This is a genomic window from Microbacterium sp. ZW3a (assembly GCF_057167165.1).
The window spans coordinates 2,447,425-2,471,978 of record NZ_CM169903.1; the positions used below are offsets into that span (position 1 = coordinate 2,447,425).

General features: G+C 69.2%; 20 protein-coding genes. 9 read left to right on the forward strand and 11 right to left on the reverse strand.

Annotated elements, in window-relative coordinates; genetic code table 11:
* Positions 1-2 precede the first annotated feature (2 nt).
* From ACU6WY_RS11515 to ACU6WY_RS11525, 3 genes are all read left to right on the forward strand, one after another.
* Entirely contained in the window at positions 3-680 is a 678-nt protein-coding gene (locus tag ACU6WY_RS11515) for a GAP family protein (protein ID WP_483819785.1), read from the forward strand.
* A gap of 8 nt (positions 681-688) precedes the next feature.
* Positions 689-2,254 (forward strand): carboxylesterase/lipase family protein, encoded by a 1,566-nt coding sequence (locus ACU6WY_RS11520; RefSeq protein WP_483819786.1) that lies wholly within the window; start codon positions 689-691, stop codon positions 2,252-2,254.
* A gap of 76 nt (positions 2,255-2,330) precedes the next feature.
* The gene (locus ACU6WY_RS11525; protein ID WP_483819787.1) at positions 2,331-3,812 is read left to right on the forward strand and encodes an MFS transporter; all 1,482 of its coding nucleotides are present in this window, start codon (positions 2,331-2,333) and stop codon (positions 3,810-3,812) included.
* A gap of 37 nt (positions 3,813-3,849) precedes the next feature.
* Here the strand turns inward: ACU6WY_RS11525 and ACU6WY_RS11530 are convergent, their stop codons facing one another.
* From ACU6WY_RS11530 to ACU6WY_RS11540, 3 genes are all read right to left on the reverse strand, one after another.
* On the reverse strand, positions 3,850-4,797 hold the full coding sequence (locus ACU6WY_RS11530) for an IS481 family transposase (protein ID WP_483819788.1): 948 nt from the start codon (positions 4,795-4,797) through the stop codon (positions 3,850-3,852).
* Positions 4,798-4,917: 120 nt separating this feature from the next.
* On the reverse strand, positions 4,918-5,622 hold the full coding sequence (locus ACU6WY_RS11535) for a phosphatase PAP2 family protein (RefSeq protein ID WP_483819789.1): 705 nt from the start codon (positions 5,620-5,622) through the stop codon (positions 4,918-4,920).
* 68 nt (positions 5,623-5,690) lie between these two features.
* On the reverse strand, positions 5,691-7,028 hold the full coding sequence (locus ACU6WY_RS11540) for a multidrug effflux MFS transporter (protein ID WP_483819790.1): 1,338 nt from the start codon (positions 7,026-7,028) through the stop codon (positions 5,691-5,693).
* A gap of 234 nt (positions 7,029-7,262) precedes the next feature.
* Between ACU6WY_RS11540 and ACU6WY_RS11545 the strand changes: the two genes are divergently transcribed.
* Entirely contained in the window at positions 7,263-7,970 is a 708-nt protein-coding gene (locus ACU6WY_RS11545; RefSeq protein WP_483819791.1) for a DUF3105 domain-containing protein, read from the forward strand.
* Between the two features lies 1 nt (position 7,971).
* Positions 7,972-8,643, forward strand: a complete 672-nt coding sequence (locus ACU6WY_RS11550) for a DUF305 domain-containing protein (protein ID WP_483819792.1) — start codon at positions 7,972-7,974, stop codon at positions 8,641-8,643.
* Between the two features lie 69 nt (positions 8,644-8,712).
* Here the strand turns inward: ACU6WY_RS11550 and ACU6WY_RS11555 are convergent, their stop codons facing one another.
* The 3 genes from ACU6WY_RS11555 to ACU6WY_RS11565 form a co-directional block, all read right to left on the reverse strand.
* Entirely contained in the window at positions 8,713-9,684 is a 972-nt protein-coding gene (locus ACU6WY_RS11555) for a carbohydrate ABC transporter permease (RefSeq protein WP_483819793.1), read from the reverse strand.
* Positions 9,684-10,817, reverse strand: a complete 1,134-nt coding sequence (locus tag ACU6WY_RS11560) for a carbohydrate ABC transporter permease (protein ID WP_483819794.1) — start codon at positions 10,815-10,817, stop codon at positions 9,684-9,686. Before ACU6WY_RS11560 ends, ACU6WY_RS11555 begins: the two co-directional genes overlap by 1 nt.
* Before the next feature lie 86 nt (positions 10,818-10,903).
* Entirely contained in the window at positions 10,904-12,232 is a 1,329-nt protein-coding gene (locus ACU6WY_RS11565; protein WP_483819795.1) for an ABC transporter substrate-binding protein, read from the reverse strand.
* A 239-nt stretch (positions 12,233-12,471) separates the two neighbouring features.
* Between ACU6WY_RS11565 and ACU6WY_RS11570 the strand changes: the two genes are divergently transcribed.
* Complete coding sequence (locus ACU6WY_RS11570) at positions 12,472-13,479, forward strand: LacI family DNA-binding transcriptional regulator (protein ID WP_483819796.1); 1,008 nt, start codon at positions 12,472-12,474, stop codon at positions 13,477-13,479.
* Positions 13,480-13,531: 52 nt separating this feature from the next.
* Here ACU6WY_RS11570 and ACU6WY_RS11575 read toward each other — a convergent pair whose 3' ends face one another.
* The 5 genes from ACU6WY_RS11575 to ACU6WY_RS11595 all read right to left on the reverse strand — a co-directional run bounded on the left by ACU6WY_RS11575 (position 13,532) and on the right by ACU6WY_RS11595 (position 21,477).
* Entirely contained in the window at positions 13,532-18,190 is a 4,659-nt protein-coding gene (locus tag ACU6WY_RS11575) for an ExeM/NucH family extracellular endonuclease (protein WP_483819797.1), read from the reverse strand.
* Between the two features lie 216 nt (positions 18,191-18,406).
* The gene (gene rplL / locus ACU6WY_RS11580; RefSeq protein WP_483819798.1) at positions 18,407-18,793 is read right to left on the reverse strand and encodes a 50S ribosomal protein L7/L12; all 387 of its coding nucleotides are present in this window, start codon (positions 18,791-18,793) and stop codon (positions 18,407-18,409) included.
* Positions 18,794-18,831: 38 nt separating this feature from the next.
* Positions 18,832-19,347, reverse strand: coding sequence for a 50S ribosomal protein L10 (gene rplJ, locus ACU6WY_RS11585; protein ID WP_483819799.1), 516 nt, complete (start codon positions 19,345-19,347; stop codon positions 18,832-18,834).
* Positions 19,348-19,846: 499 nt separating this feature from the next.
* On the reverse strand, positions 19,847-20,830 hold the full coding sequence (locus ACU6WY_RS11590) for a hypothetical protein (protein WP_483819800.1): 984 nt from the start codon (positions 20,828-20,830) through the stop codon (positions 19,847-19,849).
* 263 nt (positions 20,831-21,093) lie between these two features.
* Complete coding sequence (locus ACU6WY_RS11595) at positions 21,094-21,477, reverse strand: SIP domain-containing protein (RefSeq protein WP_483819801.1); 384 nt, start codon at positions 21,475-21,477, stop codon at positions 21,094-21,096.
* A 102-nt stretch (positions 21,478-21,579) separates the two neighbouring features.
* Between ACU6WY_RS11595 and ACU6WY_RS11600 the strand changes: the two genes are divergently transcribed.
* The 3 genes from ACU6WY_RS11600 to ACU6WY_RS11610 all read left to right on the forward strand — a co-directional run bounded on the left by ACU6WY_RS11600 (position 21,580) and on the right by ACU6WY_RS11610 (position 24,526).
* On the forward strand, positions 21,580-22,254 hold the full coding sequence (locus ACU6WY_RS11600) for a YqaJ viral recombinase family protein (RefSeq protein WP_483819802.1): 675 nt from the start codon (positions 21,580-21,582) through the stop codon (positions 22,252-22,254).
* A 96-nt stretch (positions 22,255-22,350) separates the two neighbouring features.
* Positions 22,351-24,039: an MDR family MFS transporter gene (locus tag ACU6WY_RS11605; RefSeq protein ID WP_483819803.1), complete on the forward strand. Its 1,689-nt coding sequence runs from the start codon at positions 22,351-22,353 to the stop codon at positions 24,037-24,039.
* Between the two features lies 1 nt (position 24,040).
* The gene (locus ACU6WY_RS11610) at positions 24,041-24,526 is read left to right on the forward strand and encodes a MarR family winged helix-turn-helix transcriptional regulator (RefSeq protein ID WP_483819804.1); all 486 of its coding nucleotides are present in this window, start codon (positions 24,041-24,043) and stop codon (positions 24,524-24,526) included.
* The last annotated feature ends 28 nt before the right edge of the window (positions 24,527-24,554 follow it).

Below are 24,554 nucleotides of genomic sequence, written 5' to 3' on the forward strand. Positions count from 1 at the left end.
CGATGTCCGAGCTGTCCTCTCTCCTGCCCCTGGCCGTCGGCATGGCGATCTCGCCGCTGCCGATCGTCGCCGTCGTCGCGATCCTTCTCTCGGCGCGCGGCCGCACAGCCGCACCCGCGTACACCGCCGGCTTCCTCCTGGTCACCGTCGCCGTCGTCGCAATCGGCGCGGCGACATCGGCGGGCGCCTCGGCGGCGTCGCAGGGCACGGGCGGCAAGATCGTCGTTCTCGTGCTCACCGCGCTCCTCACCGTCGGGTTCACGGTCTTCGCGGTCATGAGCTGGCGGGGTCGCCCGAAGCCCGGAGCGGCGCCGACCGTCCCCTCGTGGCTGGCGGCGGTGGACACGATCACCCCCGGACGCGCCGTCGGACTCGGCGTGCTCATGGCCGTGACCAACAGCAAGAACGTGCCGTTGGAGCTCAAGGGCGGCGCCCTCCTCGGCAACGCCCACCTCCCCGTCGCCGTCACGGTGCTGCTGTGCCTCGCCCTCGCTGTCGCGGGGTCGCTCACCCTCGTGATCCCGACGCTCCTCGGCGCCACGGGCCTGCCCCGCATCGTCCACTCCCTGGAGCGCCTGAAGAACGAGATGATCGCGCACAACGCCATCATCATGACCGTGCTGTTCGCCGTGCTCGCCGCCACGGAAGCCGGACACCTGATCCACCAGCTGACCGCGTGAGGACTCCCATGCACACCCCCTCCTCCGACCCCACCGTCGCTGCCGCCCCCGCCGGAACCTTCCGCGGCCTCCTCGAGCGCGGGGTGCTGTCGTGGCGTGGCATCCGCTTCGCCCTGCCGCCCGTGGGCGAACTACGCTGGCGCGACCCGATCGCGGCGCCGGATGCCGACGGCGAGACGGATGCCACGGCCTTCGGCCCCGCGTGCCCGCAACCGGCGAACCCGGCGATCCCGCTCGGCGAGGATGCGGTGCTCGACGAGGACTGCCTCTCGCTGAACGTGTGGGCGCCCGCCGAGGCCGCCGAGGCGCCGCGCCCGGTCATGGTGTGGCTGCACGGCGGCGCCTACACCTTCGGCTCGTCCAGCCAGCCGCTCTACGACGCGACGTCGATGGTGTCCTCGGGCGACGTCATCGTCGTGACGGTGAACTACCGCCTCGGTGCCCTGGGGTTCCTCGACCTGTCGCACGCGGTGCCCGGCGCCGGGTTCGACGGCAATCTCGCGCTCAAAGACGTGCTGCTGGCCCTGCGGTGGGTGCAGCGCAACGTCGCCGCCTTCGGCGGCGACCCGGCTCGCGTGACGGTGTTCGGCGAATCCGCGGGCGGCGGTCTGGTCACGACGCTCCTGGCCACCCCGTCGGCCGCGGGCCTGTTCCACCGCGCCATCGCCCAGTCCTCACCCGCGTCGAGCGTCTACGGCGTCGACCGCGCCCAGAGGGTGGCCGAGCAGTTCCTGACCCAGCTCGGGATCGACCCCACCGACGCGGGCGCACCCGATGCGCTGCGGTCGACCTCTGCCGACGCGATCGTCGAGGCGGGCAAGGCCGTCTACGCGGCGGTCCCCACGACCGACCCCGGCACGCTCGCCTTCGCCCCCGTCGTCGACGGCGACCTTCTTCCCGAGGCGCCGGTCACGGTGCTGCGCGAGGGGCGCGGCATCCCCGTGCCCCTGCTCATCGGCACGAACAAAGACGAAGCGTCGCTGTTCTCGTTCATGAAGTCACCGCTCATCCCCATCACGGGCGACCGCATCGACCAGATGTTCGCCGACATGGCCGCCGAGAATCCCGCCGTGCAACTGCCCACCCGCGAGCAGGTGCTCACGGCGTACGAACACGTGCGGCACCGCGCGATCGGCCTGGGCGTCGCGCGCGACATCGGCTTCCGCCTCCCGACGCTGTGGATCGCCGAGGGACACGCGGCCGCGGCACCGGTGTGGCTGTACCGCTTCGACCACGCGTCGCCGTTCCTGCGCCTCATCGGCCTCGGCGCGACGCACGCGACGGAGCTTCCGTACCTCTGGGGCAACCTCGTGAGCGGGCCGAAGGACATGACCTTCCGCCTCGGCGGACACCGTGTCGCTGAGCTGATCTCCGCGCGGATGCAGTCGCGGTGGACCGCGTTCGCGCGGGGCGAGGAACCCGATGCGCCGAACGCCCCCGTGTGGCCGCCCTTCACCGTCGAGGGGCCGCACGCCCGTGCGACGCTCGTGATCGACCGTCACGACCTCGTCGTCGACGACCTCGACGGCGGACTCCGCCGCGCCTGGGGTGATCAGACACTGTCGTTCTCCTGAGCGGGGGAATACCACACCCGCCCCACGCAGCCCGAGCGGCTGGAAAAGGCCGCGCGATCGGGGTAGGGGTAGAAGTATGAGCCAGCATATTCCCGCGGCACCTGACACCCCCCGACTCGAGGTCGACGATGTCATCGTCGTCGACAAGAAGCGCGTCCGTACCGCCATCGGCGGCACCGTGGTCGGCAACTTCATGGAGTGGTTCGACTTCGGCATCTACGGCTACCTGGCGGTGACCCTCGCGGTCGTCTTCACCTCCGACCTTCCCGAACCCTGGGGTCTGCTCGTGACCCTCCTGGGCTTCGCCATCTCGTTCCTCGTCCGCCCCTTCGGCGGATTCGTTCTGGGCCCCCTGGGCGATCGCATCGGTCGCCAGAAGGTGCTCTTCCTCACGATGGCCATGATGGCCGCCGCCACGGCCCTCATCGGCATGCTCCCGACCTCCGCGGCGATCGGCCTCTGGGCGATCGTGCCGCTGTACCTGCTCAAGATGGTGCAGGGCTTTTCCACCGGTGGCGAGTACGCCGGAGCGACCACGTACGTTTCGGAGTTCTCCCCCGACCGCTCCCGCGGCTTCTGGTCGTCGTGGCTCGACGTCGGCTCGTACGTCGGGTTCGCCGCCGGTGCCTCGGTCGTGGCGATCACGACCGCCGTCACCACCGCGATCTCGGGAGAGAACGCCATGGTCGAGTACGGGTGGCGCATCCCGTTCCTCCTCGCCATCCCGCTCGGCATCGTCGCGATCTACTTCCGCCTCCGCATCCCCGAGACCCCCTCGTTCGAGCAGGCGCACGCCGTCGAGGCCGCGCAGGAGGTCGGGTCCGACGACCCGATGGCCCGCCAGGGTCTCGCCGGCATCGTGCGCCACCACTGGCGCGCCCTGCTCATCGGCATCGCCCTGGTCGCCGCGACGAACTCCGCCGGGTACGCCCTCACCAGCTACATGCCGACCTACCTCGAAACGGAGGTCGGCATCTCCAACCTCGGTGCGGCCATCGCCACGGTGCCGGTGCTGCTGGTGATGTCGGCGGTGCTCCCCTTCATCGGGAAGCTCAGCGACCGGATCGGACGGAAGCCCGTGTACGCCATCGCCGCGACCTCCGCGCTGGTGCTGCTCGTCCCGGCCTTCCTCATCATGCAGATCGGTGAGCTGTGGGCGGTCATCATCGCCCTGTTCCTCGCGGCGGTCCCGGTGGCGTTCTACGTCGCGATCTCGGCATCCGCTCTGCCGGCCCTCTTCCCCACCGCCTCGCGCTTCGGGGCGATGGCCGTGGCGTACAACATCGCGGTGTCGCTCTTCGGCGGCACGACCCCGCTGTTCAGCCAGGCGCTCATCGAGTGGACGGGCAACACCCTCATGCCGGCGTTCTACATCATGTTCTTCGCCGCCCTGGGACTCATCGCTCTGCTGTCGATGCGCGAGACCGCCCGGCGCCCGTTGCTGGGCTCGGTGCCGGCGGTGGAGACACCCGCCGAGGCGGAGGCCGTCGTCGCCCGCCAGGACGAGGATCCGCTCATCGACACCTCGACGATGCCCCTGGAGCTGCGCCGCCCCTGAGACGCGACGTGTCCCCGGCCGGTCTAGGTGTACTCGGTCATGAGGTTGGTGACAGTCGGCTGATCGGAGGTCGGCCGCCGCAGGCGGTGTGTGGTCGATCGTAGTTGTAGTGCTCGAGCCAGGGTGCGAGCGCTTCAGCGCGATGCTGGTTAGAGACGTAGGGGGCGCGGTAGGCCCAGTAGTCCTGCATGGTGCGGTTGAAGCGTTCAGCCTTGCCGTTCTGCCAGGGACAGTGCGGCCTGGTCGTGATGTGTTTCGCGCCGAGTGCGGCCAATTGCCCCTGGAACGTGGCCGAAACCGTGTAGTTCTTGGCGTTGTCGGTCATGACCTCGCGGATCCGGATGCCGTGGCGGGCGTAGAACTCCGCCGCGGCGGCGAGGAACGCCGCGCAGGTGGTGCCCTTCTCATCGGGGAGGATCTGCGCGAACGCGAGTCGGGAGTGGTCGTCGACGGCGACGTGGACGTAGTCGAACCCGAGCTTCACCCGGCGGTCCCTGCCGTGGTTGTGATCGATGAAGTCAGGACCCTGGGAGCGCCAGCCGCCACCGGCGGGGATGCGGCCGAGCTTCTTGACGTCGATGTGGATCAGATCCCCCGGGGTGGCGCGCTCGTAACGGATCTGGGTGCGCCGCGATGCGCGCAACGCGATCCCCGTGACCGGGTCCAGCTCATGCAACGCCGGAAGGCCCGCCCTCGCGATCAACCGGGAGGCTGTGCGCGGGCTGACACCGCAACGGCGGGCGATATCGTCGCGCCCGAGCCGCTCCCGCGAGCGCAGCTCGACAACGGCGGCCGCTGTCGCCACGGGAGTCGCCGTCGGCGACGAGATGGGACGCGAGGACCGATCCGACAGTCCCGCCTCGCCCGCCGCACGGTAGCGGACAAGCCAGCGATGGGCACACTGTCGCGAGACGCCCATCTCCTTCGCGACATGTGAAACAGGTCGGCCGGCGAGGACCCGGCGCACGAGAATCAGACGGCCCATGACAGTGAGCCGCGCATTACGGTGGACCAAGAGAAGGCCTCCACTTCGGTGACGTTAGACACCACCAATCGTGGAGGCCTTCTCCCTATCCGAGTGTCACCAACGTGCCGACCGAGTACATCAGGACCCGGTCGGGGACGCGGCATCTCGCGGCGATCGAGCACGCCGGAGCGCGAGCCGGTCATCGTCGCGCGTGCGCAGGTGCGAGAACAGCGCGGCCAGGAGGAGGGCCGTTCCCGCGCCGACGAGCGCTCCGCCGACGGTGTCGGACAGCCAGTGGGCGTGCAGGTACGTGCGGCTGAACGCCATCAGCACGATCCACGCACCGCCGACCAGACGCACCCAGATCGACGGGAAGATGATGCCCGCAACGATCGCGAGGGTCGCCGCGTTCGCGGTGTGCCCCGAGGGGAACGAGCCGTAGTCCGAGAGCACGAGGATGTCTTGCGGTCGGGCCCGACCGAACGTCTGTTTGAGCACCTGGACCAGCAGCGCACTGGCGGCCACGGCGGCGAGGAAGTACAGCGCGGCCCAGCGACGACCGATCAGCACGAGAGCGAGCGCGCCCCCGACCGGAACGATGAGGATCGCGGTCACGTACCCGCCGATCTGGTTCATCACCAGCGCGAAAGAGAGGAGCGCCGGTGACGGGGCGCCCGCAAAGAGCTGGTTCCACCACACGTCGAGCGTGAACGGGCTGGCACCTCGGACGTACACCCAGGCGCCCAATCCGCACGCCAGAGCGATGAGCACGAGACCGACCAGGCCCCAGGCGCGTTCGAAGCGCACCATCAGCGGCGGCACACGGTCGGAATCGAGGTCCATCGGCCCATGATGCCCGCCCCGACGGGGCAGCGGAACTCCGCGAGACGCTCTGCTACTGTTCGCTCCGGTCACGGAGCGAGGCGCTCGACGGTCCGGGGACGCACGAGCAGCCACAGCGCGAGAACGCCGAGGACGGCGCACCCGACCATCACGGAGGCCATCGTCGTGGCGGTGATGCCCGAGCCGGTGGCCAGCAGCCCGACCACCGGCGAGATGACACCGGCGATACCGAAGTTCGCCGCGCCGATGATCGACTGCGCCGTGCCCGCGGCCTTGCCGTGGCGGTCGAGGGCGAGCACCTGCGCGCACGGGAACGTGAACCCGCACGAGGTCATGAACAGAAACAGCGGCACGATCGTGCCCCACAGCCCGAAGCCCAGCTGGTCGAAGACGACGATGACCGTGGCCCACAGCACCAGCGACGCGGTCGAGAACGCCAGCACCCACTGCGGGCCGAAGCGCGCCGCCAGACGGGATGCCACCTGCACGCCGATCACGAGACCGACGGAGTTCGCGGCGAACAGCAGACCGTACTGCTGAGCGTCGAATCCGTAGCTCTGCTGAAAGAGGAACGACGAGGCCGACAGGTACGAGAACAGACCGCTGAAGGTCATTGCCCCGATGACCAAGACCCCGATGAAGACGCGGTCGCGGAAGACGCTGGCATACCGCTGCCACACGGTGGTGGAGCCGGCACCGCCACGACGAGCGGCGGGCAGGGTCTCGGGAATGAAGATGATGGCCGACACCAGCATGACCGCGCCGTAGGCGGCCAGCACCCAGAAGATGCCGCGCCACGGCATCACGGTGAGCAGGATCGACCCGGCCAGGGGCGCGAGGACCGGCGCGACACCCGAGACCAGCGCGAGGCGCGACAGCATCACGACCAAGCGGCGGCCGCCGAAGAGATCGCGCACGATCGCGGCGGCCACGACGCCACCCGCGGCGGCACCCGCGCCCATGAGCACGCGGGCGATCGACAGCGTCCCCAGGGTGGGCGCGAGAGCGGCGAACACGCTCGCGGCGACGTGCAGGGCGGTGACGATCAACAGCGGGATGCGGCGGCCGACCTTGTCGCTGAGGGGTCCGACGATGAGCTGCCCCAGGGCGAAGCCGACCATCGTGCCCGTGAGCGTGAGCTGGATCGCCGCCGCCGAGGTCTGGAAATCGGCCTCGAGAATCGGGAACGCCGGCAGGTAGAGGTCGATCGTGAACGGACCGAGCGCGGTCAGCGCCCCGAGCAGCACGATGTAAAGCACACGCCGGGCGGCCGGGATGCTGTCGCCCGGGTGCAGCACGACCGGGGCGGTCGCCGGATTGCTCCCGAGCGCGCGGATCGCCCCCGAGGCGGGGTGCTCGCGGCGGTCGGTCGGAGGGATCACGGGATGAGAGGCAGTATCGAGCACGTCAGTCAGTTCGTTTCGCAACACGGACGGCCCGGCACGGGCCGGGCTGAAATCGAGGGGGGATCATCGAACCTCGAATCGATTCGACATCGTCATACTAGCGCGCGGCGCGGGTTCCCCACCATCCCGGCTCGCGGGTTCCTCCCAGGCCGCCGTCGCATTCATCCGCATAGGCTGGGGGCCATCGGACCGGACCGATGCCTCCCGCCGCCAGAGAGAGACAGCACAGAACGCATGAGCCCCTCCCCCGACAAGCGCACGAGCGGCAACCCCGCGACGCAGGCCGACATCAACCTCACCGTCAAGCAGCAGCGCGAGCAGAAGCGGCAAGAGAAGCTGGCCGACTACCAGAAGCAGATCGCGCGCCGCAGGCGGAGCAAGCTCGTCTGGTGGGTCGTGGGATCGACCGCGGCCGTCGCCGTGATCGGCATCGTCGTGGCATCCATCGTGTTCGCCCCCGCTCCGCCGCCCAGCTACGAGGCCGGCAACAGCACGGGTCGCGAGATCGACGGCGTGCAGACCTTCGAGAACGAGGCCGACCACGTCGAGGGCACGGTCACCTACGAGCAGACCCCGCCCGCCGGCGGACCGCACAACCCGTACTGGCTCAACTGCGGCGTGTACACCGAACCGCAGCAGAACGAAAACGCGGTGCACTCGCTCGAGCACGGTGCCGTCTGGATCACCTACGACCCGGAGCGCGTCGACGCCGCCGGCATCGAGGCACTGGAATCGGTCATGCCCTCCAGCTACGCCATCCTCTCGCCGTACCCCGGCCTGGACACCCCGGTCGCCGTGAGCGGCTGGAACCACCAGCTCAAGGTCGACGACCCCGCCGACCCGCGCATCACGGAGTTCTTCACCGAGTTCTGGCGCAGCCAGAACGTTCCCGAGCCCAACGCCACGTGCTCGGGCGCGGTCAACGGCCCCGGCAAGGCCTGACATGAGCGACGACGCCCCGGTCGCCCGGCCGGCGGCGCGGCGGATCGTCCTCGCGGTCGCCGTGGTCGCCCTGCTCGCGGTCGCCTTCGCCGTCGGACGATTCACCGCGTTCGGGGCGACGGCGACTCCCGCCACACCCACGACCACCTCCGCGGATGCGGGCTTCGCCCGCGATATGCAGGTGCACCACACCCAGGCCGTCCTCATGGCGATGGAGATCTACCGCAAGACCTCCGACCCCGAACTGCGCGTGCTGTCATACGACATCGCCACCGCCCAGTCCGGCCAGCGCGGCGAGATGTTCGGGTGGCTCGTCGAGTGGGGTCTCCCGCAGGCGTCGTCGCAGCCCCTCATGGCGTGGATGGAAGCGTCCGGAGAGCACAGCCACGGCGACACCGCCGCGCTGTCGCAGGACGAGCTCCTCGCCGAGATGGGCATGGCGTCGGATGCCGAGCTCGACCAGCTCCGCGCGCTCGAGGGACAGCCCGCGGACTGCCTCTTCCTCGAGCTGATGATCCGCCACCACCAGGGCGCGATTCCCATGGCCGAGGCCGTCATCGAGCTCGGCGACGAGCCGCGCGTGCGCGAAGTGGCCCAGGCGATCGTGACCGGCCAGTCCGCGGAGATCGACGCGATGCGCAGCATCCAGACGCGCCTGGCCTGCGCCGGCTGAGTTCCCTCGCACGACCGAAGGGCGTGGCATCCGTGATCCGGATGCCACGCCCTTCGTTGTTTCTCGAGCTCAGCCCTTCGTCGAGCCGGCGAGCAGGCCCCGGACAAAGAACCGCTGCAGGGCGATGAAGACCGTGAGCGGAATGAGGATCGCGATGAACGCCCCCGCGGTGAGCAGGTACCAGTCCTGCCCGCGGCTTCCGGTCATCTCGGCCAGGAGCTTGGTGATCGGAGCGACGTTTCCGTCGGCGAAGATCAACGCCACCAGAAGGTCGTTCCACACCCACAGGAACTGGAAGATCGCGACCGACGCGACCGCCGGCATCGTCAGCGGCAGGATGATCCGGAAGAAGATCTGCCCGTGGCCGGCGCCGTCCACGCGCGCCGCCTCGATGACATCGCGCGGAATCTCCGACATGAAGTTGTGCAGCAGGAAGATCACCAGCGGCAGGGCGAAGATCGTGTGCGCGATCCAGACCTGCGCGTAGCCGGCCTGGCCGATTCCCTGGATCATCGGGATGCCGAAGATCGTGCCGCCCGAGAACAGCTGGAGCAGCGGGATCAGCGCCATCTGGATCGGCACGATCTGCAGCGCGAACACGAGGATGAACAGCATGTTCCGGCCGCGGAACTCCATCCAGGCGAAGGCGTACGAGGCCAGCAGCGCCACCGTGATCGGGATGATCGTGGCGGGAAGCGTGATCGCGATGGAGTTGACGAACGCGCCCGCCATGTTGAGCTGGCTGTTTCCGGCCTGGAGCGCCGTGGCGTAGTTGTCGATCGTGAACCCGGGGTTCTGGAAGATCGTCCACCACCCCGTGGTCTGGATCAGCTGCTGCGGGCGGAACGACGACAGGAACAGCCCGAACGTGGGCAACGTCCACAGCACGGCGATGACGAGCGCGGCGATCGTGGCGCCGCGAGAGGTCAAGCGCCTCTTCGCGCCGGCGGCGACACCGCGCTCGGCTTTGCGCTCACCGCGGGTGAGCTCCTCCCGGGTCTCGGGGTCGACGGGCAGGTCGATGGGGGTGACGGCCGACATCAGCGGACCTCCTGTTGCTTGCGCAGCTGCACCGCGTTGTAGACGACGAGCGGAAGGACGAGCACGAAGAGCACCACCGCGAAGGCGGCCGCACGGCCCTGCTCGAAGCTGCGCAGCTGCGTGTACATCTCATTGGCGATGACCGAGGTGTTGTTGGTGCCGGCGGTCATCGTGCGCACGATGTCGAACACCTTCAGCGACGCGATCGCGATCGTGGTCAGCACGACCACGAGCGACCCCCGGATGCCGGGGACGACGACGTTCATGAACCGCTGCCACGCGTTCGTGCCGTCGAGCTCGGCGGCCTCCAGCTGCTCGGTGGGTACGCCCTTGATCGCCGCCGAGAGGACGACCATGGCGAAACCGGTCTGCACCCAGATGAGCACGACGATGAGGAACAGGGTGTTCCACGGTTCCACGGCGAGGAAGTTCACCGGCTGCCCGCCCAGCCACACGATGACCTGGTTGAGGAAGCCGATCTGCTCCTGACCGGCCGGACGGCTGGTGTACATGAAGCGCCAGATGATCGAGGCGCCCACGAACGAGATGGCCATCGGCAGGAAGACGAGGATCTTGTAGTACTTTTCGCCCCGCGCCTTGTCGATGAAGTAGGCGTAGGCGAGGCCGGCGACCGTCGAGACGATCGGGGTGATGACCACCCAGACGATGGTGTTCACCACCACGCGCACGCCCTGCGGCTGCGTGAAGATCCAGACGAAGTTCTCGAGGCCCACGAAGGTGTCACCCGTGCGGTTGAAGAAGGCCTGACCGGTGGTCTGCACGGCGGGGACGATGAGACCCACCACGAGCAACAGGATGGCCGGGGCGAGGAAGGCCACGAGCTGGAACAGCGAGCCGGCACCCTTGCGGGCCCGCATGTCGAGGAAGAAGAAGCCGAGACCGACGAAGGCGGCCGCGATGATGGCCCATTGGTACGACTGCAGCAGCCACAGCACCAGGGCGGGGGTCACGACGCAAGCCGCGAGCCGGGCGATCGTGTATCCGCGCCCGCGACGCGGGGCGATCTCCACGAGGAAGAGGATGAGACCCACGACCGCCACGAAGACGCCGATGATGATCGGGATCTCCAGGAACGGCGAGAGGGTGCTCAGCCATTGGAAGAATTCGCGCATGGGGAACCTTTCGAGTGCGTCGACGGACTCTCAGGGGAGCCGACGGGGTCGCCCCTCCGAGGAGGAGCGACCCCGTGGCATCCGGATCAGCTGGACGGCCAGCCGGCCTCGATCTGCTCCAGAACGGTGGCCGTGGGCGTGCCGTTCACGAAGGAGTTCATCCCGGCCCAGAAGGTCCCCGCGCCGACGGCGGAGGGCATCAGGTCAGAGGCATCGAAGCGGAACGTGGTCGCCGGGTCCTGCAGGATCGTGATGGCCTGCTGCAGGATCGGGCTGGAGGCGTTCTCGGCGTCGAGGCCGGTGTTGGCGGAGATGACACCACCCAGGGACACGCGCGAGTTGGCCCACTCGGGGCTGGAGAGGTACTCCTGCACCTTCTGGGTCGCCTCGCTGTCGCTGAAGGCCGCGACGATCTCGCCACCACCGGTGACGACGTTGCCGGTCGCGCCGGCCTCGAAGGGCGGGGTGAGGAACGCCCAGATGTCGCCGTCTTCGGCGACGGTGCCGCCGGCGTCGGTGATGAAGCCGTCGTAGAACGACGCCTGGTGGTGCAGCGCGCACTGACCGTTCACGAGCGCGGTAGCCGGGTCACCGAAGGGCGTCGTCACGATCGTGTCGATGCCACCGAAGCCCGCGTTGACGTAGGTGGGGTTGAGCGCGATCTTGCCGAACTCGTCGAACGCCGAGGCGATCTGCGGGTCGGTGAAGGTGATCTCGTTCTCGACCCACTGGTCGTAGACCTCGGGGCCGGACTGGCGCAGAACGATGTCCTCGATCCAGTCGGTGCCGGGCCAGCCCGTGGCGGCGTCGGAACCGAAGCCGATGCACCACGGGGGCGTGTTGGTGGTCTGCTGGATCTGGGCGGTGAGGTCGAGCAGGCCCTGCCAGTCGCTCGGCACGGTCCACCCGTTGTCGGCGAACTGCTGCGGCGAGTACCAGACCCACCCCTTGACGCTGGCCATGAGCGGCGCGCCGTACTGGGTGCCGTCGTACTGGCCGTAGCCGGCCCAGTCCTCCGACCAGTACTCCTCGACGTTGGCCACGACGGCCTCGGGAGCGGGCTTGAGGAAGCCTTGGGCAGCCATGTCGCGCATGAGACCCGGCTGCGGGAAGATCGCGATGTCGGGGGCGTTACCGCCCTGCGCGCGCACGGCGATCTGCGCCTCGAACTCCTTCGACGCCTCGTACTGGATGTCGATGTCGTTCTCGGCCTCCCAGTCCGCCCAGGACTGGTCGAGCAGTTCGGCTTCGGTGTCAGAGATCGTTCCGTAGACGGTGACGACGTTCGAGTCGCCTCCGCCGTCGCCGCCCCCGCTGCTGGCGCCGGGTCCTCCCGAACATCCGGCCAGAGCGATGCCGGCAACGCCGGCCAGGGCAATCGGCGCCAAAAGGCGACGACGCTGTGTCAGGCCCATGTGGTCCTCCTCATCGAGTCACTGTTGGTGCATCGGGCCCCGTCGGGAACCGATTCCAGGCAACGCTAAGCCCAATCCCTGCGATCCGCAACAGGGTGCATATCACGAACGGGTAACTTGCGTCTTTCCGCGGAATTCCCGAGCATTCGCGCTCGGGAACCGGTTCCATGTTGTCGGGGAATCGGATACTCTCATGCAGGTCGACGCTGAGGTCGACGTCGTGATGCAGGAGTCGACTCATGAGTGGTATCGCCGATGTGGCACGCCTGGCGGGCGTGTCGAAGTCGACCGCCAGTCGCGCCCTCACCGGTGGCGGATACGTTTCCGACGAAACCAAGCAGCGGGTGACGGATGCCGCCGCCTCACTGGGGTACGTCCCCTCCACCAGCGCGGTGAGCCTCGCGACCGGCAGGACGCGCACGATTGCGCTGATCGTCCCCAAGGTGAATCGGTGGTACTTCGGCTCCATCGTGGAAGGCGTCGAGCGCTCGCTCATCCCCCGGGGGTATGACGTCACCCTGTACGTGGCCGAGCCCGGCTCTCGGGATCGAGAGAGCCTCTACTCGACGTACCTCGCGCGGAAGCGATTCGACGGCGTCATCGCCGTCGCCCTCGAACCGGGCGACACCGATCTGGAGAGACTGCGTGCGATCGACAAGCCAACGGTCTGCATCGGTAACCCGCTGCCGGGCATCCCGACGCTGGGACTCGACAACATCGGCATCACCCGCATCATCACCCAGCATCTGATCGCCCTGGGACACACCGACATCGCCTTCGTCGGCAGCACACCGCCGACCAATGCGCCGGCGCGCGACGTCGACGAACGCTCGATCGGCTACCGCACCGCCATGGACGACGGCGGGCTGGCGGTGCGTATCCGCAACGTCCCCTCGACGTTGACGATCACCGACGCGTACGCCGCCGCCGCCTCGTTCCTCGCCGATGCCAGTTCGCGCCCGACCGGCGTCGTCGCCGCGTGCGACGAGGTGGCGATCGGGGTCATCATCGCGGCGCGCCGCATGGGAATCTCGGTGCCCACCGAGCTCAGCGTCGTGGGGATCGACGGCCACGACTACGCCGAGATGTTCGCGCTCACCACGATCGAACAGTTCCCCGACGCCCAGGGCGTCGAGGCGACGCGTCTCCTGTTGTCGATCCTCGACGGCCACCACCCCCCGCCCCGCACTCCGGCGGAGACACGCCTGGTGGTGCGCGCCTCCACCGCTCCCCCGCGCACGGGATGACCACAAAGGGGCCCCGGATGCCATGGCATCCGGGGCCCCTTTCTTCTGTGGTTCAGTCCGCCTGGCGCGATCCCGCGCGGCGGCGGGCGATCAGGCCGAGTCCGGCCAGCGCGGCAGCGGCGAGCACACCGGCACCGATCCAGCCAGCGTCCACACCCGTCTGGGCGAGCGCACCGGAGTTCGAGCTGGAGCCCGAGCCGGTCGCCGCGCCCGAGCCGGTGCCGCCCTGGCCGGAGCCGTCCTGGCCGGAGCCGTCCTGGCCGGAGCCGGCAGCGGCCACCGTGCGCAGCGGGAGGCTGAGCGTGGTCCCGCTCGGCTCAGCCGTCAGCGACACCACGCTCGCCTCGGCGGCACCGGCCGGAACCGGAAGGACCACCGTGGCGCTGCCGTCGACGACGGTGGCCTGCACCGGCTCGCCCTCGGCGATCGCCGCGGACAGCGTGGTGTTCACCGGCGCACCCAGCGAGGTGAGGTTGAGGTTCGACACCGTGAAGGTCGCGGTCGTCCCGCGCTCCACCTCGGCGGGGACCCCCGTGACCTGCACCGAGCGAGCGGTGAAGTCGGGCGTCAGCCCCAGGTTCTCACTCAGGTAGGCGATCCACCCGTCGCGGTCGATCAGACCCGAGTCCCGCGTGTCGGCACCCTCGCGGAGGACGGTGAACGCGTCACCGCCCTGCAGGAGGAAGCTGAACGATGCCACGCGGTACTCGCGCTCGGGGTCGACCGCCGTGCCGTCGATCCAGATACCGGTGATGCGCTGCCCCGCAGCCCGCGACGCGTCGTAGGTGACGCGCACGTTCTCGGACACACCGAGAGCGAGATCGCGGTCACGACCGGCCGTGTCACCCCACTGCTGCTCGAAGACGCGGCGCAGCTGGTCACCGGTCAGCGTGGTCGTCCACAGGTTGTTGACGAAGGGCAGCACCGCGTTGGCCTCGGCCAGGGTGATGACGCCATCCTCGCCGTGGAGCAGGTCGGCACGGAGCCCACCGGGGTTCACCAGGGCGATCTCCGCTCCCCCGCGCGCCGGGTCGGCGAGCGTGCTGCGCAGCGCGTCGGCGACGAGGCCGCCGAGAGCCGACTGCTTCGAGCGGTCGTCACGCTGACCGCCGGCGTACACGCCGTCGACGTACGCGCCGCCGCGGAAGGCGGTGGTGATGTCGGCGGTCACCGATCCCACCGGCTGTGCACCGACGCGATCGGCTTCGGTCCGGGCGAGACGAACGATCGCGTCGACCTCCGCCACGCGCGGGTAGGTCGCGATCAGCTCGCGATCCAGAGCGGCGCTGTTCTCGGCCGTCTGCGCCGGGTTGTTCGGCACGGTCGCCGCGGCGAGCCGGCTGACATTGCGGGCGGTGTAGTCGACGATCTCGCCGTTGTCACGGTCGACAGTCAGGACGATCTGGCCGATGTTCTCGCCGTAGCTTCCCGTCTGCACGATCGGGCGGGTGCCCTCGGCGCCGGGGATCGGCGCGTCCCACGCGTACTTCTGGTGCGTGTGACCGGTGAAGATCGCGTCGACCGCGGCATCCGTCTCGTTCACGATCTTCGCGAACGCGCCACCGGCGGCGACGGCCTGCTCGATCGTCGTCTTCGTCGATTCACCCTGCGCCGCGCCCTCGTGGTACTGCGCCACGATCACGTCGACCTGGTCCTTGATCGCGGCGACCACGCGGTTGACCTCGGCCACCGGCTCGCGGAACTCGACCCCTTCGATGCCACCGGGCGAGACGAGCTGCGACGTCTCACGCGTCACCGCGCCGATGACGCCGACGCGTACGCCGTCGACCTCGACGATGGCGAACTCGGGAAGCAGCGGCTTTCCGTCGCGGAACACGTTCGCGGCCAGGTACGGGAAGTTCGCCTCCTCGGACACCTCGCCGGTCAGGACGTCGGCGCCGCGGTCGAACTCGTGGTTGCCGGCAGCGGATGCCGCCAGGTCGAGCGCGTTCAGCACGTCGAGCGTGGGCTCGTCGTTGAAGTACGCCGAGGCGAACAGCGAGGCGCCGATGTTGTCACCGTTGGAGAGGAAGAGCGAGTTGGCATCGCCGTACTGGGCGCGCAGCTGCTCGACGGTACCGGCGAACTTCACCGTGTTGGCGTCGATACGACCGTGGAAGTCGTTGATGCCGATCAGGTTGACCTCGGTGGTGTTCGACAGGTCCAGTCCGACGACCACGGGGTCGTGGTCGCTGGAACGGTAGGGAGAGGCGTCGTAGAAGTTCGTCGCGTTGTAGTTGTACCGGCTGTACTCGAGCGCCAGCGCCTCGACGGCGTTGATGTTCCAGACGTCGGTGCCGGTGACCAGCTCCTGCGCCGACTCCGACGCGAGGATGTGGTCGAGCGAGCCGGACTGACCGCTGAACGAGTACGAGTACTTGCCCGTGCTGGCTCCGAGGCTCTCGTAGCCAGCGTCGCGGAAGACCTGGATCGGGTCCTCCTGCGTGTAGGCGTTGAAGTCTCCGATGAGGAAGACGTCGTCGGTACCGGCTGCGGTGGCGCGCTGGTCGGCGAAGCTCACGAGAGCCTGCGCCTGACGCACGCGGTCGCCGTTGAAGGCACCCTGCACGCCGTTGGCGTTGTCACCCGTGGCCGCCGGGGTGCTGTCGCCCTTCGACTTGAAGTGGTTGACGATCGCGAGGAACGTGGCATCCGCGTCATCCACCGGCGCGAACACCTGAGCGAGCGGCTGACGGGCGTTGGCGAAGGCGGGGTCATCGAGGATCACGCTGTCACCGACGGGTGCGACCGCGGCCTTCTTGTAGATGAAGGCGGTGCGGATGACGTCCTCCGACGCCGGCAGAGCCGACGGCGAGGCGACGAAGGCCCACTCCTCCTGGCCGAGCGCGGTGTTCAGCGCGGCGACGAGGGTCGACAGCGCCGCATCACGGTCCTTGCCGAACTCCGCGGAGTTCTCGATCTCTTCGAGCGACACGACATCGGCGCCGAGCGCGTTGATGGCGGCGACGATCTTCGCCTGCTGGCGCTGAAGGTTCACGTCGTTCGCCGCGCCTCGCGGACCGGAGTCGGGGCAGCGGTTCGCCGTGATGGCGTTGCCCTCGCGGTCGCGGTACACCGAGGTGCAGCCGACGGCCTCGGCCGTCGTCGTGAAGTAGTTGAGCACGTTGAAGCTCGCGATGCGCACGTCGCCACCGACCTCCGCGGGTGCGGCGGTCCGATCGTTCTCGAACGTGGCGGGCTGCACCTCGGCGGCGCGGTCGGCCGTGAGCTGCTGCGTCGGCTGGAACTTCCAGGCGCTGTTGCGGTAGTCGAGCACGACCGGCTTGGTGAAGTCGACCGCGGCCCCCACACGCACCGGGGCGGTGAGCGAAAGGTACGGCAGCGGAACGTCCTTGGCGGTCGAGAGGAAGTTGAGCGACGCACCGTCGTCGAGGACGACCGCGCGGGCAGTGTTGTCGGCGACGGCCGCGACGTACTCGGGCGTGGCCGGGCGAGCAACGTCCGTGGGCGTGCGCAGGGGCGTCGTGCCGGCGGCGAGGCCGACCTCGGCGTACTGGTTGGTCGTGTACGTGTTGGTGACCGTGTAGTCGCCCTGCGGGTCGAGGAGCATGCCCTCGAAGCGCTCGCGCTCCTCGTCGGTCTTGGGCCAGCTCAGCGCGGTCGGCGTCACGGGCTCCGCGGCCTCGGTCAGGACCGAGACGAGGTCGGCGTCGGACTGCAGCTGCGTGAGGCCGTTGAACTCGCTCGCGGTGCCGGTCACCTCGACGTGGTCGCCGATCGCGACCTTCGCGGTGGCGCGCGAACCCCAGACGAACACCGCGTCCGACGCGGTGCGCGAGGCGTCGGCGGCGCCGCCGGTGCCCGCGGTCTGGATGTAGAAGCCGTTGTACCCACCGGTCGGGTACGCCGCGGTGACGACACCGCGGGTGGTCACGGTCTGACCGAGCAGCGGCGTCGCGGCGCCGGTGCCCTGGATGTCGCGGATCGACACCACGGTCCCCGGCGTCGCGGTCGGGGTGGGCGTCGCCGTCGGCGTGGCGGTAGGCGTGGCCGTCGGGGTACCCGTGGGCTCGGGGTCAGGCGTCGTCGATCCGGAGCCCTGCGGCGTGATCGTCGTCGCGTTGGTGAAGTCCGCGGAGTTGTTGTCGGTGTCGACGAAGTCGGTGCGCACCAGCGAGTTCGGCGTGGTGTTGCCGCCGTTCACGGTGGCCGCCGCGGTCTCGAACGCGACACCGGCGCCGTAGCCGAGGAAGTCGACCACGCGGGCATCGTTCACCGATCCCGCCGGCAGCGCGAGAGACTCCGTGACGTTGGCGAGCCACAGCTGTCCGGTGGTGCCCGACGGGTTCAGGCCCGTGCTCGTCACGTCGGCGGCGGGAAGCGCCTCACCGTTGGTGCCGTTGCCCGGCAAGCCAATCAGGTAGTACGCACCGGCGGCGATCGAACCGCTGAGCGTCTGAGTGTTCGCGCCGGTCGGAGCAGCGGTGCTGCTGGCCGAGCGGTACTGCAGCGACCACTGGCTGAGGTCCTGGGCGGTGTCTCCGGCGTTGTACAGCTCGACGAACTTCTGGCTGTAGGCGGCGCCGGCGCTCCCGCCCTTCAGGTAGGCCTCGTTGATCACCACCCGGGGGCCTTCGGCCGCGACGGCGGCAGGGGGGACGAGAGCGGAGCCGAGCAGAGCGACGCCGAGGGCGGCGCTGAGCGCGGACGTGAAGCGGCGCGAACGCAGCCGTGAGTGCACGGTGGGCATGAGTCTCCTGCGAAGCCGACGCAGAGCGCCGGAGAGGGATCGACGGGGGTCTCCACGACCGTAAACGATCCGCATAGCTGATTCGCAGGCTCGAATGTTTCCAGTTGGTGAACTTCCGTCTCGCCCTTCTCGACGCCGGGTTTCACCCCACTGGGAACGACGAAGGCCCGGATGCCATGGCATCCGGGCCTTCGTTGATCGCGTAGGCGACCTGAATTACTTCAGGGTCACCGAAGCGCCGGCCTCCTCGAGGGCAGCCTTCGCCTTCTCGGCGGTCTCCTTGTTCGCGCCCTCGAGCACGGCCTTGGGAGCACCGTCGACGACGGCCTTGGCCTCGCCGAGGCCGAGCGAGGTGAGCTCGCGGACGACCTTGATGACCTGGATCTTCTTGTCACCGGCGGCCTCGAGGACGACGTCGAACGAGTCCTTCTCCTCGACCTCTTCGGCGGGGGCGGCGCCACCGGCGGCGGGGCCGGCCACGGCCACGGGGGCGGCGGCGGTGACGTCGAAGGTCTCCTCGAACGCCTTCACGAACTCGGAGAGCTCGATGAGGGTGAGCTCCTTGAACGCGTCGAGCAGCTCTTCGGTGCTGAGCTTAGCCATTGTGTTTCTCCTTGATCGGGATTGTCAGCCGGGCCGGGTCAGGCCGCGGTGTCCTGCTTCTCGCGCAACGCGTCGACCGTGCGAACGGCCTTCGACGGAAGCGCCTGGAAGACGTATGCCGCCTTGGTCATCGTCGCCTTCATCGCGCCGGCGAGCTTCGCCAGCAGGACTTCACGGCTTTCGAGATCGGCGAGCTTGTTGACCTCATCCGCGGTCAGAGCGGCGCCATCGAAGTAGCCGCCCTTCACCACGAGCTGAGGGTTAGCCTTGGCGAAGGCACGCAGGCTCTTCGCGACGGCGACGGGGTCGCCGTGCACGAACGCGATGGCAGACGGGCCCTTGAGCTCGTCGTCCAGTCCCGTGACCCCCGCGTTTGCCGCGGCGATCTTGGTCAGCGTGTTCTTCACCACGGCGTACTCCGCGTCCTGACGGATGTCGTTGCGCAGCTGCTTGAGCTGGGCAACCGTCAGACCGCGGTACTCGGTCAGCAGAACGGCAGTCGAGTTCTCGAAGTGCTTCGTGAGCTCGGCGACCGATGCATCCTTCTGCGCCATGGCCACTCCTTGTGTGTACGAGGCGCTCCGCGGAAGCGGGGCGCCAGCCGAAGACACCGGGGCACGCTGCAAAAAAGAAGAGCTCCGGCGCAGGCGCACGGAGCTCAAAATCCCGATCGGGAAGAGTTACATGTTACCTGCGCAGGTCCTCTGCCTTTCGGCAGACGCTTCGATCGAGTGCGAGCACTCTGATGACCGGCGGTCTTTGGCTTGCATCCACTGTACCCCACCCCCTCCTCCGCCCCAAATCCGCCCCGGCGCCGGCGCGGCGCCGCCGCCCGCGCGCGCCGCGCCCCGCGCCGCGCACCCCCGCGCGAAAGCACACGATCCGCACGAAGACACACGATCCGAACGCCCCGACCGTGTGCACTCGTGCGGATCGTGTGCGCTCGGCCCAGGACGACGTGCGGAACGTGTGCGCTCGGCGCAGGACGACGTGTGGAACGTGTGCGCTCGGCGCCGGACGTCGTGCCGCACGGGATGTGCGACGCAGCGGGCGTCAGGAGGGAAGCGCCACGCCGAAGGCGCGAAGGCGGTCCGCCAGCGATTCGGGGGTGGCGATGTCGCGGAATCCGCCGCGACACAGCCGCCACTGAGTCTTCCCGCGGATCCAGTCCTCGCGCCGCTTCTCTGCCAGGAAGACCTGGTCGAGGGAGGCATCGCCCCGCAGCTCGGGATCGAGGTACTTCCCCTTCCCGTCGAACTCCCAGAACATCCGGCGCTCCCCCACGGCAATGTCGACGAAGTACTCCCACCCCGACGGGCCCGCCACCGGCACCTGCAGGTCGAGGTCACGGAAACCGAGTCGGAACAGCTGCAGTCGACTCACGCTCTCGCCCGGCAGCTCTGCACGCCCGTCGGCGAACTCGATGACCCACCGCGCGGCGGCCACGCCCCGCCGCCCGGTCGCCCGCGCTGCGCGCTCCCGCATCCGCTCGCGCCATGCCTCCTGTGCGGCGGCGTCGATCACGCGCTCTCGCCCCGCGACCCGCCGGAGCGCCGCGTCCGCGCACACGACGGCGACCTCGAGTCCGGCCGTCCGGGCGACGTCGAAGACGGTCCGCTCGAGAGATGTGCACCGGATGCCATCAACCTCGACGACATCGCCGTCGTCGAGGTCGTCGCTGTGTCGTCGCACACGGGCACTGCTCGACGACCGCGAATCGGCACGGACGGTGAGCTCGACCGGCCGAGCCACGAAACGGTACTGAGGGAGGTCGTGGATGACAGCGGCGGAGAGGTGCGAGACCACAGCGCCGCCCCCTCGCATCCGACGGACGACAGCCATCGCGTCGAGCCGATGGCGGGATGCCGGACGGAGGTCCTCCACGAACTCCCGCGCCGCGTACACCCCCCGATGCACGCGCCGCACCGGACCGGCCACCTCGCGGCGAAGCTGCCTCACCGGAACGTCCCGGTCGAGAAGTTCGGCACGCGAGGACAGCGCAGCCCGCGCCTGGTCGATGGTGATGTCCCGTGGCATCCGGTCAGCGTGCCCGACTCACGCCTCCTGCGACCCTGCTCCAGGCCCCGTCTGTGGACACTTCGCCACCTCCCCCGCCTGTGCAGGAGCGCCGCCCCGCGCGCCGCCCCGCACCCCGCCCCGCCCCGCACCCCGCCGAGCGCCCACGTTCGGGTCGAAGGCACACGTTCGGGACGTCCGGAACGTGGGCGTTCAACCCGAACGTGTGCTCTCGACCGACGGCGCGCGCACGACGAACGCCGCCCACACGACCGCCGCGCGCGTCAGGCCGAGGGCAGCAGCGCCCGCGTCATACGGACCACCCGCGTGGGCGTGCGGGCGGCCAGCCACACCGTGCACACGGGCGCCTCGCCGCAGGCCCACTCGGCGCACCAGGCGTGGATCGCGGCGCCCAGCCGCTCCCCGCGCGGTCGCAACCCGCCCGCGGCGGTCCGCACGAGCCAGCACACCCGTGCGTCGCCGGCCGGGAATGGCTCGACCTGCGCGTCGGCGACCGCCTCGATCAGCACCGTGACGTGCGCCCGGGGTGACAGCGCCGCGGCGATGCGCTGCATCTCGGGGAGGTTCCGCGCGTCTCCGCCGAGCAGCACCGCCCCCTCGAGATCGCGCCACAAACCTCCGTCGGGCCGTCTCAGCGCGGGCATCATGCGACCAACTTAGGTCACCCTTACCTCGGGGACAAGGGGCGGGATGCCGACGCGCCGGGGTTCGGATCGAAACAGGGCCGCGACCGAGTTAGGGTCGAACGCATGTCCCCCGAGCTCGTCGCCTCCCGCAGCGCCGATCTCGAGGCCCGGATCGTCGCCGATTCGCGCGATCGCGTCGCCTGGATCCGAGCCCGTTCGCGCGGCATCACCGCGACCGACGTCGCGACCCTGACGAGCCCCAACGCGATCGCCCGCGCCGCGGATGCCAAGCTCCTGGGCTCGAACTTCTCGGGGAACGCGTACACGGCGCACGGCCGTCGACGCGAGCCCGAGATCGCGGCCTGGGTCGCCGCGACCCATGGCATCCAGCCTTCGTCGGCGCTCTATCACGCGGTCGTCGAGAAGCGGCATCTGGCGACCCCCGATGGGGTCGTCGTCGACGGCGAGGGTCGGATCGTGCTAGCCGAGATCAAGACGACGAACAAGGCGTGGCGCTCGATCCCGCGCACGTACCTGCGACAGGTGTGGTGGCAGCAGCACGTCCTGGGCGCCGAGCGCACGCTCGTCGCGTGGGAGCAGCACGACGCCTTCGTCCCCGTGGGCGACGAGCCGCGTTGCCAGTGGGTCGACCGCGACGAGAAAGAGATCGCCACGCTCGTGCGCCTGGCCACTTCCCTCATCGATGAGCTGTACCGGCGCACCACGGGCGGGCGCCCTCCCGCGCCCCGACCCGAGCCGACGGAGAGGTATCGCGCGCTCGCGCTCCTCGACGGATAGTTGACCCAAATCAAACAGTCGGCGTATAGTTGATCTTCGTCAACTAACGCGCCGACGTCGTCGCGGCATCCTTCTTTCTCCCCTGGAGAGCTCCGCATGACTGCTTCCGTCCCCGATACCGCGGCACCCCGCAAGGTGCTGCCGGCCCTGATCGGCCTGCTGCTCGGCATGTTCGTCTCGATGCTGGCCTCGACCGTCGTTTCGACGTCGCTGCCGGTGATCGTCCACGACCTGTCGGGCGACCAGAACGCCTACACGTGGGTCATCACCGCGACCTTGCTCACCACCGCGATCTCCACCCCTATCTGGGGCAAGCTCGCCGACCTTTTCAACCGCAAGGTCCTGATCCAGATCGCGATCGCGATCTTCGTGCTGGCCACGGCCGCCGCCGGCTTTTCGCAGAGCACCGACATGCTCATCGCCTTCCGCGCCGTGCAGGGCCTGGGAGCCGGCGGCCTCGCCGCGCTCAGCCAGGTGATCATGGCCGACATCATCAGCCCGCGCGAGCGCGGCCGTTACATGGGCCTGTTCGGCGCGGTCATGGCCGTCGCCACGGTGGGCGGACCTCTCCTCGGCGGCGTCATCACCGACACCTTCGGCTGGCGCTTCAACTTCTTCGTCGCCCTGCCCTTCGCCGTCGCGGCGCTGATCATCCAGCAGCGCACGCTGCACCTCCCCCCGCGGGCGAAGCGCGCCGTCAAGATCGACTACCTCGGAATCGTGCTCCTCTCGACAGCGGTCTCGCTGCTGCTGATCTGGGTCACCAACGCCGGGCGCTCGTTCGACTGGGCCAGCACCGAAACCCTGCTGATGGTGGGCGGCGCGGTGCTCGCGACGATCCTCTTCATCGTGGTCGAACTGCGCTCCTCCGAGCCGCTGGTTCCGCTCACGCTGTTCCGCGACGCCACCTTCACCCTCGCCACGATCGCCTCGATCGCCACGGGCCTGGCGATGTTCGGCACCGCGGTGTTCCTCAGCCAGTACATGCAGATGGCCCGCGGCGCGACGCCCACCGAAGCGGGCGTCATGACCATCCCGATGATCGCCGGTCTCCTCCTGGCATCCGTCATCGTGGGCGCGCTCATCACGCGCTTCGGGCACTGGAAGCCGTTCCTCATCGCCGGTGGCACGCTCCTCATCGCGGGCACGTTCCTGCTGTCGACCATCCACTACGACACGAACTTCGCCCTCGTCTCGCTGTACATGTTCCTGCTGGGCGCGGGCGTGGGAATGACGATGCAGAACCTCGTGCTGATCGTGCAGAACACCGCGGACCCCGCCCGCATGGGCGCGGCGAGCTCGGGGGTCACCTTCTTCCGCAGCCTCGGCGGCACGATCGGAGTCTCGGTGATGGGCGCCGTCCTCGCGAGCACCGCGACCGGACTGTTCACCGACCGCGGGGCAGAGCTGCAGACGGCGATCGTGGGGCTCGGTGCGGCCGGCGGACCCGTCGCCGAATCGCTGCAGTCGGGCACGATCCCGCAGGTGTCGGCGCTGCCCGAGGCGGTGCGCTTCATCGTCGAGGACATCTATGCGCAGTCGATCGCCCAGGCGTTCCTCGTCGCGGTTCCCGTCGCCGTGGTGAGCCTCATCGCGATCCTCTTCCTCCCCAACCGCCCGCTCACGCAGATGACCACGTCCGAGCGCATCGCGGCGAGCGAGGCCGACCTGGCCACCGTGTCGGTGCCCGAGGGCATGGCCACGCTGTCGGCCACGGGCACGGTGAAGACGGTGGATGCCGACACCCGTCGCCGCGCGGACGCCCCGATGGGGGAGGATGGCTGACGTGATCAGCGAACACGACGACGAGCGGCAGGCCGCCGTGCACGCGCTCGAATCGTCGTTCTCGGAGCTCATGACCGTGTTCCGCCGCTTCGTTTCGGAGGCGGCGGAACGGGTCAGCCCCGGGATGCTCCCGGCGACCTTCAAGGCCCTGTCGGTGGTGAGCCGGTTCGGGCCGATGACACTGTCGTCCCTCGCCGAGAAGCTCTCCGCCGACAAGGGATTCCTCAGCCGCGCGATCAGCGAGCTGGAGGGCCTCGGCCTCGTCACCCGGACACCCGACCCGAACGATCGGCGCTCCCGCCTGATCGCGGTCACCGACGAGGGGCACCGGCGTCTCAGCGAGGCGCGAGCCCCCCACGAGAGCCGGTTGTTCGACGCGCTCACCGACTGGTCGGTCGACGAGATCCAGCACCTGTCGACCATGCTGCACGCCCTGGCCGTCGGCGAGGTCCCCGACCGGCACCGAGCGAGCGACGCGACACGGTGACCGAGGTGTAACACCGTCGAGACAATGG

Bases quoted from the DNA above. Each gene is read 5' to 3' on its own strand.
- ACU6WY_RS11560 (WP_483819794.1), bottom strand. From the start codon at position 10,817: ATGCGCGAATTCTTCCAATGGCTGAGCACCCTCTCGCCGTTCCTGGAG.
- ACU6WY_RS11555 (WP_483819793.1), bottom strand. From the start codon at position 9,684: ATGTCGGCCGTCACCCCCATCGACCTGCCCGTCGACCCCGAGACCCGG.
- ACU6WY_RS11535 (WP_483819789.1), bottom strand. From the start codon at position 5,622: ATGGACCTCGATTCCGACCGTGTGCCGCCGCTGATGGTGCGCTTCGAA.
- ACU6WY_RS11575 (WP_483819797.1), bottom strand. From the start codon at position 18,190: ATGCCCACCGTGCACTCACGGCTGCGTTCGCGCCGCTTCACGTCCGCG.
- ACU6WY_RS11570 (WP_483819796.1), top strand. From the start codon at position 12,472: ATGAGTGGTATCGCCGATGTGGCACGCCTGGCGGGCGTGTCGAAGTCG.
- ACU6WY_RS11515 (WP_483819785.1), top strand. From the start codon at position 3: ATGTCCGAGCTGTCCTCTCTCCTGCCCCTGGCCGTCGGCATGGCGATC.
- rplJ (WP_483819799.1), bottom strand. From the start codon at position 19,347: ATGGCGCAGAAGGATGCATCGGTCGCCGAGCTCACGAAGCACTTCGAG.
- ACU6WY_RS11565 (WP_483819795.1), bottom strand. From the start codon at position 12,232: ATGGGCCTGACACAGCGTCGTCGCCTTTTGGCGCCGATTGCCCTGGCC.
- ACU6WY_RS11530 (WP_483819788.1), bottom strand. From the start codon at position 4,797: ATGGGCCGTCTGATTCTCGTGCGCCGGGTCCTCGCCGGCCGACCTGTT.
- ACU6WY_RS11590 (WP_483819800.1), bottom strand. From the start codon at position 20,830: ATGCCACGGGACATCACCATCGACCAGGCGCGGGCTGCGCTGTCCTCG.
- ACU6WY_RS11520 (WP_483819786.1), top strand. From the start codon at position 689: ATGCACACCCCCTCCTCCGACCCCACCGTCGCTGCCGCCCCCGCCGGA.
- ACU6WY_RS11545 (WP_483819791.1), top strand. From the start codon at position 7,263: ATGAGCCCCTCCCCCGACAAGCGCACGAGCGGCAACCCCGCGACGCAG.
- ACU6WY_RS11605 (WP_483819803.1), top strand. From the start codon at position 22,351: ATGACTGCTTCCGTCCCCGATACCGCGGCACCCCGCAAGGTGCTGCCG.
- ACU6WY_RS11525 (WP_483819787.1), top strand. From the start codon at position 2,331: ATGAGCCAGCATATTCCCGCGGCACCTGACACCCCCCGACTCGAGGTC.
- ACU6WY_RS11550 (WP_483819792.1), top strand. From the start codon at position 7,972: ATGAGCGACGACGCCCCGGTCGCCCGGCCGGCGGCGCGGCGGATCGTC.
- ACU6WY_RS11600 (WP_483819802.1), top strand. From the start codon at position 21,580: ATGTCCCCCGAGCTCGTCGCCTCCCGCAGCGCCGATCTCGAGGCCCGG.
- rplL (WP_483819798.1), bottom strand. From the start codon at position 18,793: ATGGCTAAGCTCAGCACCGAAGAGCTGCTCGACGCGTTCAAGGAGCTC.
- ACU6WY_RS11595 (WP_483819801.1), bottom strand. From the start codon at position 21,477: ATGATGCCCGCGCTGAGACGGCCCGACGGAGGTTTGTGGCGCGATCTC.